Raw genomic sequence first — 13,609 nt, forward strand, 5'->3', positions numbered from 1 at the left:
CAAGTCGCCGCGATCACCACCGCGTCGATGACCGCGCTGACCACCGACCAGATCGTCGCGCTGACCACCAACCAAGCCGCCGCCTTGAGCAGCGCCCAGGTTGCAGGCCTGTCCACCAACGCCATCGTGGCGCTGCAAACGGACGACGTCGCGGCACTGAAGACCTCGGCCATCGCCGGCCTGTCGACCGCGCAAGCCACCGCGCTGACGTCCGACCAGCTGATCGCCCTGACCACGACCCAGGCCGCCACCCTGAGCAGCACCCAGGTGTCGACCCTGGCGACGGCCAGCCTGGCCGCGATGGAAACGGCGGACATCGCCTCGCTGAAGACCTCGGCGATCGCGGGCCTGTCGACCGGCCAGATGGCCGCGCTGACGACCGACCAGATCGGCGCGCTGAAAACCGCGCAGATCGTGGCGCTGAGCACCAACGCGCTGGCCAACGGCCTGACCACCGACCAGGTGATCGCGCTGAGCACGCAGCAACTGGCGGCCCTGTCGACCACGCAGATCACCAGCCTGTCGACGGCGCAACTGGTGGCGATGGAAACCGGCGACTTCGCGACGCTGAAAACCTCGCACATCGCCAGCCTGAAAACGGCGCAGATCGCTTCGCTGACGACCGACCAGATCGTGGCGCTGACCACGATGCAGGTGGCCGCGCTGAGCAGCTCGCAGACCAACGCGCTGACGACCGACCAGGCCGTGGCCCTGCAGACGGCCGACATCGTGGCCCTGAAAACGGCGGCCATCGCCGGCTTCTCGACCAACGCGATCGCCGCGCTGACGACCGACCAGATCCACGCGCTGACCACGGTGCAGATCCACGCGCTGACCACCGCGCAGCAGGACGCGCTGACGACCGACCAGATCGGCGCGCTGGTGAGCCTGACCCCGATCGTGCTGGATCTGAACGGCGACGGCCAGATCAACACCCTCAGCCGTGAAAACGGCGTGGTGTTCGACCTGGCGGCGGACGGCAGCCCGGTGCAGACCGGCTGGACCACCGGCGGCGACGGCCTGCTGGCCCTGGACCGCAACGGCGACGGCGCCATCAACGACGGCTCCGAGCTGTTCGGTTCCGGCACCACGCTGGCCAACGGCGCGAAAGCGGCCACCGGCTACGCGGCGATGGCCGAGCTGGACAGCAACGGCGACGGCGTGATCAACGGCGCGGACAGCAGCTTCGGCAAGCTCAGCGTCTGGGTCGACGGCAACGCCGACGGCGTCAGCCAGACCGGCGAGCTGAAGTCGATGGCCGACCTGCAGATCACCCAGCTGAACCTGGACGTGGTGGACGGCAGCGGCAGCAACAACGGCAACATCGTTGGCCTGCAATCGACTTACGGCACCGCCGACGGCGCGACCCACAAAGCGGCCGACGTGTGGTTCTCGGTCGGCCAGCCAGCCGACCTGCGCGGCAGCGTCAGCAGCCTGGTGTCGGCGATGTCCAGCTTCACCAGCGGTGCGGCGGGCGGCGGCAACGCGCCTAAACTGGACGCCGGCGCGGCCCTGAACGGCGGCAACGTGGCGGCCAACGTGGCCGGCATGGCGGGCGCCCTGAGCCAGTTCGACAGCAACGGCAAGCCTCTGGGCAACGCCGAGGCGCTGGCGGCGACCGAGCAGAAACATCGCTTGAACGCGCTGTCGTCGTCCAGCAGCAACGGCTTCCTGGCCTCGCCCACGAAGTAATCCGCACAGCGGGCGCGCATAGCGCCCGCCCCGGCAAAGCAAAAGCGGCAAGACATCCTGTCTTGCCGCTTTTTTCTTGGCTTTAAAAAAGCGCCTCCGGGCGCGAGCGTACGGTAGAATCTTTGAATGCGAGATAAATTTCCCCACACCGCGATCCAATGCCTGACCGCGATCGCGCAGCACCACGGCTTGCAGATAAACCCCGAACGACTGATCGACGACTATGCGCTGGGCGCGGAAGAGCCCGGCAACGGCGTGCTGCTGCGCATCGCGTCCGATATCGGCTTGAAAGCCAAGGCGACCAAACTCGGCTGGGAGGCGCTGCAGCAGCAGGGCGGCGTGTTCCCGCTGATGGCGCGCTTGAACGATGGCAACATGATCATCGTGGTCGGCGCCCAGGACGACGCGCACGGCGGCAAGCTGGCGGTGCTCAACCCGGTGGCCGACAACGCCCAGGTGGTGCTGGTCGAGCGCGCCGCGTTCGAGCAGCGCTGGAGCGGCGAGGTGCTGTTCCTCAAGCGCGAGCACAAGCTGAGCGACCCCAACCAGCCGTTCGGCCTGCGCTGGTTCATTCCGGAAATCCTGAAGCAGAAGGCGGCCTTCCGCGACATCTTCATCGCCGCGCTGGCCATGCACTTCCTGACGCTGGCCTCGCCCGTGTTCTTCCAGCTGGTGATCGACAAGGTGCTGACGCACCAGAGCGTGACCACCTTGTGGGTGCTGGCCGCCGGCATCGTCATCGCGCTGATCTTCGACGCCGCCTTCGGCTACCTGCGCCAGGTGCTGATCCTGGCCGCCTCCAACAAGATCGACATGCGGCTCACGCGCCGCACCTTCAGCCACCTGCTGTCGCTGCCGATCGACTTCTTCGAGACCACCAGCGCCGGCGTCGTCACGCGCCACATGCAGCAGCTGGAGAAGATCCGCAACTTCCTCACCGGCCGCCTGTTCTTCACCGGCCTGGACCTGATCGCGCTGCTGGTGTTCCTGCCCATCCTGTTCGCCTACTCGTTCAAGCTGGCGCTGGTGGTGCTGCTGTTCACGGCGCTGATCGGCGCCATCGTCATGGCCATGGTGCCGGCCTACCAGCGCCGCCTGAACGCGCTGTACGCGGCCGAGGGCCAGCGCCAGGCCATGCTGGTGGAAACCATCCACGGCATGCGCACGGTGAAGGCGCTGGCGATCGAGCCGAGCCAGCGCCGCATCTGGGACCAGCGCTCGGCCGAGGCCATCACCATGCACTTCCGCGTCGGCCAGATCTCCATCACCGGCAACGCCATCACCGACTTCCTGGGCAAGCTGATGCCGGTCACCATCATCGTGCTGGGCGCGCAGGAGGTGTTCGACAACGCGCTGTCGGTCGGCGCGCTGATCGCCTTCCAGATGCTGTCGAGCCGCGTCACCCAGCCGCTGATCTCGGTGGTCGGCCTGGTCAACGAATACCAGGAGACCGCGCTGTCGGTGAAGATGCTGGGCGAGGTGATGAACCGCGCCCCCGAGGGCCGCGCCGGTGCCGGCGGCCTGCGTCCCGTGCTGAACGGCGAAATCAAGTTCGAGGACGTGACCTTCCGCTACCCGGGCAGCACCGTGTCCGCGCTGGACCGCACCAACTTCACCATCACCCCCGGCACCGTGGTCGGCATCGTCGGCCGCAGCGGCTCCGGCAAGACCACGCTGACCAAGGTGGTGCAGGGCCTGTACGGCGTGCAGGAGGGCATCATCCGCTTCGACGGCATCGACGCGCGCGAGATCGAGCTGTCGCACCTGCGGCGCCAGATCGGCGTCGTGCTGCAGGAAAACTTCCTGTTCCGCGGCACCGTGCGCGAGAACCTGATCGTCACCAAGCCGGACGCCACCTTCGAGGAGATCGCCGAGGCCACGGCGGCCGCCGGCGCCGACGAGTTCATCGAGCGCCTGCCGATGGGCTATGACACCTTGCTGGAGGAAAACGCCTCCAACCTGTCCGGCGGCCAGAAGCAGCGGCTGTCGATCGCGCGCTCGCTGCTGGCCAAGCCGCGTATCCTGATCCTCGACGAGGCCGCCTCGGCGCTGGACCCGGAAAGCGAAGCCATCTTTATCAACAACCTGTCGCGCATCGCGGTCGGCCGCACGGTGATCATGATCTCGCACCGCCTGTCGACCCTGGTCAACGCCGACGCCATCCTGGTCATGCAGCGCGGCCGCCTGGTCGACGCCGGCCGCCACGAAGAACTGCTTACCCGAAGCGACACCTACCAGCATCTATGGAACCAGCAAACAAGCCATCTGTAAGCAAGCGCCCCGGCAAGGACCAGACCGAGATCGATTTCCTGCCCGACGCGGACGCCATCGAGCGCAATCCGCTGCCGCGCTACGTGCGCCTCACGCTGCACGTGCTGATCGGCGCCTTCGTCGCCTTCATCCTGTGGGCCAACTTCTCGCAGGTCGAGCAGGTGGTGACGGCGCACGGCAAGCTGGTCAATCCGCTGCCCAACATCGTGGTGCAACCGCTGGAAACGTCCATCGTGCAGCGCATCGAGGTGCGCGCCGGGCAGGTCGTCAAGAAGGGGCAGGTGCTGGCCACGCTGGACCCGACCTTCACCCAGGCCGACGAGGCGCAGCTGCGCAACCGCGTGCGCAGCCTCGACACGCAGACCGAGAGCCTGCGGGCCGAGCTGTCCGGCAAGCCGGTGCCGGCGCGCGCCGCCAGCGACGCCGACCAGCTGCTGCAAGCCCAGCTGTCGAGCGAGCGCCAGGCCAACTACGAGGCGCAGAAGCGCCGCATGGACGAGAACATCGAGCGCCTCAAGGCCAGCATGGAAACGAGCAAGCGCGACCAGGCGGTGCTGGCGCAGCGCGTGAAATCGCTGGCCGAGATCGAATCGATGCAGGAGCGCCTGATGGCGGAGAACTTCGGCGCCAAGATGCACCTGCTGGAGGCGCGCGACCGCCGCCTGGAGGTCGAGCGTTCGATGGTGATGGGCCGCAACAAGGACATCGAGCTGCAGCGCGAGCTGGCCGCCGCCGAGGCCGAGCGCTCCGCCTTCAACAAGAGCTGGCGCCAGAAGACCATGGAAGACCTGCTGGCGGCTTCCCGCGAGCGCGACAGCATGGGCGAGCAGCTGGCCAAGGCCGACAAGCGCTACAAGCTGATCCAGCTGACGGCGCCGGCCGACGCGGTGGTGCTGGAAGTGGCCAAGCTGTCGCAGGGCTCCATCGTGCGCGAGGCGGAAACGTTGTTCACCCTGGTGCCGCTGGGCGGCAGCATGGAGGTCGAGGCGCAGATCGACTCGGCCGACATCGGCTACATCAAGCAGGGCGACCCGGTGCACGTGAAGGTGGACGCCTTCCCCTACCAGAAGCACGGCTTGCTGGACGGAAAACTGCGCGTGGTCAGCCAGGACGCCTTCAAGCGCGAGCAGGTGGCGCCGGGCATGGGCACGGACGCCTATTACCTGGGACGGGTCGACATCGGCAAGGGCGAGTTGCGCCAGATGGACGCGGGCAAGCGCTTGCTGCCCGGCATGACGGTGACGGCCGAGATCGTGGTCGGCAAGCGCTCGGTGATGTCCTACCTGCTGTGGCCGCTCACCAAGGCCATGGATGAATCGATCCGCGAGCCTTGATGAGTGACCTCCCGCGTAGGGCGGACTCTTAGTCCGCCGCACGCATGCAGGCCCGCACGCATCCGGCGGACTAAGAGTCCGCCCTACGGGGGAAGCTGGTGTTTAGATGACGGTGTTGACGATCCTCAGCACTTCCGGCAGGTAGAGGTCGGGTTCGCGCAGCAGGGTGAAGCGGCGCGTGCCGATGATTTCCAGGAAGCTCTTGCCGCTCAGCCAATCCGCCGAGGCCACCTGGTCCAGCGCGAAGCGGTGGCGCGGCCGCGCCGTGTTGAACTCCTCCACCTGGCGGGCGCGCTTGCTCAGCAGGTCGATCTCGAAGCGCAGCGGCGCGCCCTGGTATTCCAGCTGGAACTGCAGCACGTTGTCGTGCGTTTCGTCCACCTGTTCCAAACGCTTGTTCAGCAGGGCCACGAAGGCGTCCAGGTCCACCGCGCGGAAGTCGCCCTGCACCGTCTTTTGCGGACGCGCGCTGAGGAATTCATGGGCCGCGTCGCGGTAGGACGCGGCGTCGTAGGCGTGGCTGATATCCACCTTGAGCGGGCCGTCCGGGCCGTCGGGCTTGCCGCAGAAGTCGCCGGCCAGCATCGGCAGCACCACGTTGCCGAGGTCGGGCCGCTTCGCGTGGGCGTAATTGGCCAGCTCGATCGGCGTGCGCACCGACATGTTGATGGTCGAGCGGGCGTTGCCGTCGTCGATCAGCAGGTTGGCGCCGAAGGGGATCGCGACCCGCGGCTTGAGCACGTCGACCATGGCCAGGAAGTCGTCCATGTAGTGGTTGACCAGGCGGTCGCTCTCGGCGTCCTTCTCGTGCAGGCGCTCGTCCGGGTATTCCATCAGGAACGGGTACCAGTGGATGTAGGCGTAGGGGATGCAGGCGACGTCGATGCGCGGATTGACGCGCGGGAATTTCGCCATCGATTCCGGCTTCAGGTAGTTGTCGTTGCCGTGGTACACGCACAGCTCTTTCGTGTACGCGATCACCGACGAGTCGATGCCGTTCGACTCGTGGTTGACGCCGTACATGAAGACGCCGTCCATCACTTCGGTCACGGTCTCGGGCGGAATCACGGTGATCTCGCGCCCAAGCTTGCCGGCGATGTCGGCCTCGAACGAGGGACGCTGGCCGACAATGATGATCTTCACCTCCGGCCGCAGGCCCTTCAGGAACTTGAGGTCGTAGTGGTCCTGGTGGATGTGGGAGACCAGCACCGCGTCCACGTCGTACAGGCTGTCGTGGTCGACCTGGGGCGGGAAGAACACCCAGGCGTCGTCGTAGGGTTGCGACTCGACGATGGGATCGAACAGGATCTTCTTGCCATTCAAGACCGCCATGATGGCGGCATGGCCCAGGTAGAACACGCCGTTGGTGTCGCCGTATTGATCCAGGAAACGCTTCAACTGTTGACTCATAGAATATAGCCGTGAATGGTGGAGGGAATGTCGTTGCCATTATGAGCTTTTTCCGCCGCAATCCAAAGGACAAGCACAAGGGAAAATCCCCCTCTGCCGCCAAGCGTGGGCAATTTCGCACAGTGCCGCTTTGGGTTATGATCGCGGCATGCCATTTCGGCCTGATTGCAGAGAAAGCGAGTCCCTCTTGACGCAGCGACCCTTCCGGATACTGGGCATCCAGCAAATCGCCATCGGCGGCGCCTCGCGCGATCCGCTGCGGCGCCTGTGGGTGGACATGCTGGGCCTGCGCCTGGCGGGCGAGTTCCGCAGCGAGCGGGAGAACGTGGAGGAGGACATCGCCGTGCTGGGCGAGGGCCCGCACCAGGTGGAGGTGGACCTGATGCAACCCATCGATCCCGCGCGCAGCCCGCGCGTGGACCAGCCCGCGCTGAACCATGTCGGCCTGTGGGTGGACGACCTGCCGGTGGCGGTCGCGTGGCTGCAGGCGCAGGGCGTGCGGATGGCGCCGGGCGGCATCCGCAAGGGCGCGTCGGGGCACGACATCACCTTCCTGCACCCCAAGGCCAGCGAAGAGTTCCCCATCGCCGGCGCCGGCGTGCTGATCGAGCTGGTGCAAGCCCCGCCGGACGTCATCGCCGCGCTGGGCGGCGGAACCACCCCCGCCTGACCCGATTACTTTCCGTCCCGAAGCGGCGTCAGCGGGACGTTGGGGTCTGACCCCAAAGCGGCGCCGACAGTAAAACGGGGGGCGGCGCGCATGCCGTCAGCGGTGGTAGACGTCCAGCAGCAGGCTGGCGGCGGCGGCGGGGCTCAGTGTTCCGGCCGCGACTCGCGCTTGTAGCTCCGGCAACGCCAGCGCCACCTCGGCGTGCGCGTGGAAGCGTTCCCGCAAGCCATGCTCCACCAGCCGCCCCATCCATTCCAGCGCCTGCCTTTGCCGCCGCGCCTCGAACTCGCTTGCATCCCGCATGGCGCGACGGTGACGCTGTATCGTTTCCCACACCTCGGCGATGCCGTCGCCGCTGGCGGCGCTGCATTGCAGGACCGCCACCTCCCAGTGCGGCGACGCGTGGCGCAGCATGTGCAAGGCCGCGCGCATTTGCCCGCAGGCCACGTCGGCGGCGCGCTGGTCGAGGTCGGCCTTGTTGTAGACCACCAGCTCGGCCAGCTCCAGTATGCCTTTCTTGATGCCTTGCAATTCGTCGCCCGCGTTCGGCAGTTGCAGCAGCACGAACACGTCCGTCATGCCGGCGACCGCGCTTTCGCTCTGGCCCACGCCCACGGTTTCCACGATCACCACGTCGTAGCCGGCCGCCTCGCAGGCCAGCAGCGCCTCGCGCGTCTGGTGGCCGACGCCGCCCAGGGCGCCGCGCGCGGGGGAGGGGCGGATGAAGGCGGCGGCCTGCTGGGACAGGGTTTCCATGCGGGTCTTGTCGCCCAGCAGCGAGCCGCCCGTGACGGCGGACGAGGGATCGACCGCCAGCACCGCCACCGTCAGCCCCTGCCGGACCAGGTGCATGCCGAACGCCTCGATGAAAGTGGATTTGCCGACCCCTGGCACGCCGCTGATGCCGATGCGCAATGCGCCGCCGGCGTGGGGCGCCAGCGCGTCCAGCAGCGCCTGAGCGCGGGCGCGGTGGGCGGGCAGGGCGGATTCGATCAGGGTGATGGTCTTGGCCAGCGCGCGGCGCTGGCGCGCCAGCACGCCCGCCGCCAGCGCCGCGTCCTCGGGCGTTAAACCAGGGGACAGTCCCTTCGGGATCGGAGGTAGCCCCACTGGGGCTCCCTCCCCCTCCGCGCCAAACGCCGTCGCAGTGGCATGGGGCTGGGAACGCGGGTCTGTCCCCGGTGGACGCGGCGCTGGTCCCTCGTGGCTCATGGCATCCCGGCACCGCCAGCCACCGCCGCGATCCGGTCCAGCACGTCGGACGCGGACTGCGGGATCGGCGTGCCGGGCCCGAAGATGCCTTGCACGCCCGCCTGGTACAGGAAGCCGTGGTCCTGCGCCGGCACCACGCCGCCCACGAACACCACGATGTCGTCCGCCCCCTCGGCGCGCAAGGCGTCGATCAGCGCCGGCACCAGCGTCTTGTGGCCGGCCGCCAGGGTCGATACGCCCACCGCGTGCACGTCGTTCTCGATGGCCTGCCGCGCCGCCTCCTCGGGCGTCTGGAACAGCGGCCCCAGGTCGACATCGAAGCCCAGGTCGGCGAAGGCCGAGGCCACCACCTTGGCGCCGCGGTCGTGCCCGTCCTGCCCCAGCTTGGCCACCATGATGCGGGGACGGCGCCCATGCTCGGCGGCGAAGGCCCGCACGCGCTCCTGCAGGCCTTCCCAGCCCTGGTCGCCCGCCAGCCCGGCGCCGTACACGCCGGACACGTTCTGGTTGCTGGCGCGGTGCCGGCCCCAGGCCAGCTCCAGCGCGTCCGACACCTCGCCCACGGTGGCGCGCAGCCGCGTGGCGCGCACCGCCAGTTCCAGCAGGTTGCCCTTGCCGTCGCAGGCGCAATCGGTCAGCGCCATCAGCGCCGCGCCCACCGCGTCCTGGTCGCGCCCGGCCCGTATGCGCGCCAGCCGCGCCACCTGCGACGCCCGCACCGCCGTGTTGTCGATGGCGCGCGCCTCCACCGCGTCCTCGTTGTTTGCGCCTTCCTTGCTCTTGTATTTGTTGACGCCCACAATCACATCCTGCCCGCTGTCAATGCGTGCCTGCTTGGCGGCGGCGGCGGCCTCGATCTTCAGCTTGGCCCAGCCGCTGCCCACCGCCTTGGTCATGCCTCCCATCGCCTCCACCTCGGCGATGATGGCCCAGGCCGCGTCGGCCATGTCCTGCGTCAGCTTCTCCATCATGTAGGAGCCGGCCCAGGGATCGATCACCTTGCCGATCTGGGTCTCCTCCTGCAGGATCAGCTGCGTGTTGCGGGCGATGCGCGCGGCCGATTCGCTGGGCAGGGCGATGGCCTCGTCCAGCGAGTTGGTGTGCAGCGACTGCGTGCCGCCGAACACCGCCGCCATCGCCTCGATGGTGGTGCGCACCACGTTGTTGTACGGGTCTTGCACCGTCAGCGACCAGCCCGAGGTCTGGCAGTGGGTGCGCAGCATCAGCGACTTGGGCGACTTGGCGCCGAAGTCCTGCATCACGCGGCACCACAGCAGGCGCGCGGCGCGCAGCTTGGCCACTTCCTGGTAGAAATTCATGCCCACGCCGAAGAAGAACGACAGCCGCCCGGCGAAATCGTCGACGTCCATGCCGCTGGCGATGGCGGTGCGCACATACTCCATGCCGTCGGCCAGCGTGAAGGCCAGCTCCAGCGCCGGCGTCGCGCCGGCCTCCTGCATGTGGTAGCCGGAGATCGACACCGAATTGAATTTCGGCATGTGCCGCGCGGTGTAGGCGATGATGTCGGCCACCACGCGCATCGACGGCTCGGGCGGGTAGATATAGGTGTTGCGGACCATGAACTCCTTGAGGATGTCGTTCTGGATGGTCCCGGACAGTTGCGCCAAAGGCACACCCTGTTCCTCCGCCGCCACAATGTAGCCGGCCAGCACGGGCAGCACGGCGCCGTTCATGGTCATCGAGACGGACACCTTGTCGAGCGCGATGCCGTCGAACAGGATCTTCATGTCCTCCACGGAATCGACCGCCACGCCGGCCTTGCCGACGTCGCCGGTCACGCGCGGGTGGTCGGAATCGTAGCCGCGGTGGGTGGCGAGGTCGAAGGCGACCGACACGCCCTGGCCGCCGCCGGCCAGCGTGCGGCGGTAGAAGGCGTTCGACTCCTCGGCGGTGGAAAAGCCCGCGTACTGCCGTATCGTCCAGGGCCGCGCGGCGTACATGCTGGCCTGCGGACCCCGTACGTACGGGGCGAAACCGGGCAGGGTGTCGGTAAAAGGCAACTCGGCCGTATCGGCGGCGGTGTACAGCGCCTGCAGGCGGATGCCGTCCGGCGTCACCGTGTCCAGCCCCGCCGCGTCCTGCCCGGGGGCCGACTTGGCGGCGGCGCGGCGCCAGTCGTCCAGGGTGGCCGCGGTGGCCGGTGCGGCTCCGGTGGCGGGCGCGGCGCGGTGTGTCGTCATGGCTGGGCTTTCCGAGGCTGTCAGGTTGAGCCGATTGTACCGTGCAGGCAGGGCGTTTCCTACCCCAAGTTACCGCGAGTTGCCGCCGAGCTGGCCCGGTTTACGGTCCCTTTTCCCAGTACCAAAAGGCCTGCCGCCTATGTTAGAGTCTAGCCTTCCCCCGTGCCAGCGGCCGGGTCTTTCGACTATCGTTCAACTCAATGGCAGATAACCAACCGTTCCAACCGTTCCAGCTGGACCGCAGCCGCTATCCCGGCCTGACCCGCATGGCCGACACGCTGCGCGCCAAGCACCGTTTCGCCGCCGACATCGTCGACCGCGGCGCCGCCCTGTTCGGCGCGCCCTGGGCCGACGAGTTCGAGCCCGTGCTCAACGCGCTGTTCCCGACGGAGGAAGCGGTGGCCGCCGCCTGCAAGGGCTACGCCTCGTTCGCCATGCAGTCGATGCGCCTGCAGGCCGCCTTCGAGCGCGACCGCGCCTACAAGGCCAAGACCCACGAGCAGGCCTCCAGCGAGGTGTACTTCAACGAAGAACACATGATGCAGGAGTACCTGCCCGGCCTGTTGCTGTCGCACTTCCTGTGGCCGCACCACTACCGCCAGCTGCAGTTCTTCGACAGCGCCTTCGTGCAGGCCATGCGCGTGGCCGGCGCCCGCTCCTTCATGGAGGTGGGCATCGGCACCGGCCTGTATTCCGGCCTGCTGCTGCGCAAGCTGCCCGGCATCACCGGCGTCGGCCTGGACATCAGCCCCTCGTCGCAGCGCTTCACCGAGACGCAGCTGGGCGCGCTGGGCGTGGCCGACCGCTACCGCACCGAGCTGCGCGACGTGACCGCCGAGCCGCTCGAGCCCAAGGCCGACTGGCTGGTCTGCGTGGAGGTGCTGGAGCACCTGGACGATCCGGTGGCCTTCCTGCGCGGCCTGCGCCGCAACATGGCGCCCGGCGCCAAGGCCTTCATCACGGCCGCGCTGAACGCGGCCCACGCCGACCACATCTACCTGTACCGCAATGGCGACGAGGTGCTGGCCCACCTGCTGGAGGCCGGCTTCACGCTGGAGCAGTCCTTCATCGGCTCGGCCTACAAGCCGTCCGCGGCCGGCGTGCCGGTGCCGGAGGCGGCCGCCTTCGTGGTGTTCTGACGCGCGTTTGCGCATCGGCTTGTGTATCGATTGAACGAGGTGCTATGACTACCCTGGAAGGCGAATTCGTCAACCTGCGTCCGCTGCGAGTGGCGGACGCCGAGATCACGCTGTCCTGGCGCCGGGCCCAGCGTGCCCGCTTCCTCAACGCCGGCGCCGCCAGCGTCGAGCAGCAGGCGGCCTGGATCGCCGGCCGTCCGGCCTCCGAATACAACTTCATCATCGAGTTGAAAAACGGCAGGCCGATCGGCATGCTGTCGCTGACCGGCATCGACCTGGCCAACCGCCACGGCGAACCCGGACGCTTCCTGATCGGCGACGAGGAGGGCGCCAAGGGCGTGCCGGCCGCCGTCGAGGCCATGAAGCTGCTGTACAAGCTGGCCTTCGAGGACTTGGGCCTGGTGCGCGTGTGCGGCATCATCGCCGCCAACAACACGCTGATGGTCAAGTGGCAGAAATACCTGGGCATGAAGGAAGAGGGGCGCCTGCGCAACCACCTGTGCCAGGACGGCGAGTTCCAGGACGCCGTCTACCTCGCCCTGCTGGTGGAGGACTACCGCAAGACCTCGCTGCCCCGCATGAACGTATTGATCAACGCCGCGCGCCCGCGCGCCGCGTAAGAAGAACCAACCAACAAGGAACCACCATGCTGACCCAAGACGCCATCCACGGCATCATCCTGCAAGCCCTGAACAACATCAACGACGAGCGCGGCCCCGACGAGCAGCTGGTGGTCGGCCTGGACACGCGCCTGTTCGGTGCGGATGCGGTGCTGGACTCGCTGTCGCTGGTGTCCGTCATCGTCGACGTGGAAGCCGCCGTTTCGGACGCCTCCGGCCGCGAAATCAGCCTCACCGACGACCGCGCCATGAGCCAGCCGGTGTCGCCGTTCACCGACGTCAACGCGCTGACCGCCTACATCCAGCAACTGCTGTCGGAATGAGCGCAGGCATCGACGCCGGCGCGGGCGGTGGCGCCTACGCCGGCAAGCTGGCGCTGGTCACCGGCAGCCGGCGCGGCGTGGGCCTGCTGATCGCCGAGCATATCCTGAAGCACGGCGGCCGCGTGGCCGGCTTCGCGCGCGGCGAGTCGACGATAGACCATCCGGACTACCACCACTTCCAGGTCGACGTGGGCGATCCCGCCTCCGTGCAGCAAGGCTTCGCCGCGCTGAAGAAGGTGACGGACGCGGTGCACATCGTGGTCAACAACGCGGCCGTGCTGACGTCGCAGTATTCGATGATCATGCCGCCCGCCGCCGCGCAGGCCATGCTGAACACCAACCTGATGGGCGCCTTCATGGTCTCGCGCGAGGCGTCGAAGATGATGCGCAAGGGGAAATGGGGCCGCATCATCAACATCAGCTCCATGGCCGTCAGCCTGGAGCCGATCGGCGATTCGGTGTACGCCGCCAGCAAGGCCGGCCTCACCACGCTGGCCAATGTGATGGCCAAGGAACTGGCGCCGCTGAACATCACCTGCAATTCGCTGGCCGTCAGCGCCATCAAGACCGACATGCTGTCCCAGCTCCCGCAGGACAAGATCGCGCAGGTGATCGCCGGCCTGCCCATCCCGCGCTTCGCGGAAGCGGACGACATCCTCAACGTGCTGGACTTCCTGGCCTCCGAGCGCAGCTCCTACATCACCGCGCAGACCATCTACCTGGGCGGAGTGAACTGA

The 13,609-nt window shown here is 67.7% G+C and carries 11 protein-coding genes; 8 read left to right on the plus strand and 3 right to left on the minus strand.

Annotation, left to right across the window (positions count from 1 at the left end):
* The 3 genes from BM436_RS37290 to BM436_RS29460 form a co-directional block, all read left to right on the plus strand.
* Window positions 1-1,692 (plus strand): SPM autocatalytic domain-containing protein (locus tag BM436_RS37290; RefSeq protein WP_503826275.1); only part of this gene is annotated, 1,692 nt, incomplete at its 5' end.
* Window positions 1,693-1,818: 126 nt separating this feature from the next.
* Window positions 1,819-3,963 carry a peptidase domain-containing ABC transporter gene (locus tag BM436_RS29455; RefSeq protein ID WP_093559523.1) on the plus strand — a complete coding sequence of 715 codons (2,145 nt, stop codon included), beginning with the start codon at window positions 1,819-1,821 and terminating at the stop codon, window positions 3,961-3,963.
* A complete protein-coding gene (locus BM436_RS29460) occupies window positions 3,936-5,297 on the plus strand; it encodes an HlyD family type I secretion periplasmic adaptor subunit (protein WP_093559525.1) in 1,362 nt (453 codons plus the stop codon). Before BM436_RS29455 ends, BM436_RS29460 begins: the two co-directional genes overlap by 28 nt.
* 102 nt (window positions 5,298-5,399) lie before the next feature.
* Here BM436_RS29460 and BM436_RS29465 read toward each other — a convergent pair whose 3' ends face one another.
* Window positions 5,400-6,707, minus strand: a complete 1,308-nt coding sequence (locus BM436_RS29465) for an MBL fold metallo-hydrolase (protein WP_093559527.1) — start codon at window positions 6,705-6,707, stop codon at window positions 5,400-5,402.
* 187 nt (window positions 6,708-6,894) lie between these two features.
* Here BM436_RS29465 and BM436_RS29470 point away from each other — a divergent pair, with 187 nt between their 5' ends.
* On the plus strand, window positions 6,895-7,377 hold the full coding sequence (locus BM436_RS29470; protein ID WP_371859689.1) for a VOC family protein: 483 nt from the start codon (window positions 6,895-6,897) through the stop codon (window positions 7,375-7,377).
* A 96-nt stretch (window positions 7,378-7,473) separates the two neighbouring features.
* On the opposite strand, the gene meaB is transcribed toward BM436_RS29470, so the two are convergent.
* A complete protein-coding gene (gene meaB, locus BM436_RS29475) occupies window positions 7,474-8,487 on the minus strand; it encodes a methylmalonyl Co-A mutase-associated GTPase MeaB (RefSeq protein WP_371859690.1) in 1,014 nt (337 codons plus the stop codon).
* 98 nt (window positions 8,488-8,585) lie between these two features.
* On the minus strand, window positions 8,586-10,790 hold the full coding sequence (gene scpA, locus BM436_RS29480; protein WP_093559533.1) for a methylmalonyl-CoA mutase: 2,205 nt from the start codon (window positions 10,788-10,790) through the stop codon (window positions 8,586-8,588).
* Between the two features lie 200 nt (window positions 10,791-10,990).
* Between scpA and BM436_RS29485 the strand changes: the two genes are divergently transcribed.
* Genes BM436_RS29485 through BM436_RS29500 form a run of 4 tightly spaced genes read left to right on the plus strand, consistent with a single transcriptional unit; the run spans window position 10,991 to window position 13,609 of the window.
* A complete protein-coding gene (locus tag BM436_RS29485) occupies window positions 10,991-11,929 on the plus strand; it encodes a class I SAM-dependent methyltransferase (protein ID WP_093559535.1) in 939 nt (312 codons plus the stop codon).
* Between the two features lie 44 nt (window positions 11,930-11,973).
* Window positions 11,974-12,549: a GNAT family N-acetyltransferase gene (locus BM436_RS29490; RefSeq protein WP_093559537.1), complete on the plus strand. Its 576-nt coding sequence runs from the start codon at window positions 11,974-11,976 to the stop codon at window positions 12,547-12,549.
* Window positions 12,550-12,575: 26 nt separating this feature from the next.
* A complete protein-coding gene (locus BM436_RS29495) occupies window positions 12,576-12,872 on the plus strand; it encodes a hypothetical protein (RefSeq protein WP_093559539.1) in 297 nt (98 codons plus the stop codon).
* Window positions 12,869-13,609, plus strand: coding sequence for an SDR family NAD(P)-dependent oxidoreductase (locus tag BM436_RS29500; protein ID WP_093559541.1), 741 nt, complete (start codon window positions 12,869-12,871; stop codon window positions 13,607-13,609). Before BM436_RS29495 ends, BM436_RS29500 begins: the two co-directional genes overlap by 4 nt.

The sequence above is a fragment of the Pseudoduganella namucuonensis genome (genome assembly GCF_900116645.1).
GTDB classification, from domain to species: domain Bacteria; phylum Pseudomonadota; class Gammaproteobacteria; order Burkholderiales; family Burkholderiaceae_D; genus Rugamonas; species Rugamonas namucuonensis.

Bases quoted from the DNA above. Each gene is read 5' to 3' on its own strand.
- BM436_RS29455 (WP_093559523.1), top strand. From the start codon at position 1,819: ATGCGAGATAAATTTCCCCACACCGCGATCCAATGCCTGACCGCGATC.
- BM436_RS29460 (WP_093559525.1), top strand. From the start codon at position 3,936: ATGGAACCAGCAAACAAGCCATCTGTAAGCAAGCGCCCCGGCAAGGAC.
- BM436_RS29465 (WP_093559527.1), bottom strand. From the start codon at position 6,707: ATGAGTCAACAGTTGAAGCGTTTCCTGGATCAATACGGCGACACCAAC.
- scpA (WP_093559533.1), bottom strand. From the start codon at position 10,790: ATGACGACACACCGCGCCGCGCCCGCCACCGGAGCCGCACCGGCCACC.
- BM436_RS29485 (WP_093559535.1), top strand. From the start codon at position 10,991: ATGGCAGATAACCAACCGTTCCAACCGTTCCAGCTGGACCGCAGCCGC.
- BM436_RS29490 (WP_093559537.1), top strand. From the start codon at position 11,974: ATGACTACCCTGGAAGGCGAATTCGTCAACCTGCGTCCGCTGCGAGTG.
- BM436_RS29495 (WP_093559539.1), top strand. From the start codon at position 12,576: ATGCTGACCCAAGACGCCATCCACGGCATCATCCTGCAAGCCCTGAAC.
- BM436_RS29500 (WP_093559541.1), top strand. From the start codon at position 12,869: ATGAGCGCAGGCATCGACGCCGGCGCGGGCGGTGGCGCCTACGCCGGC.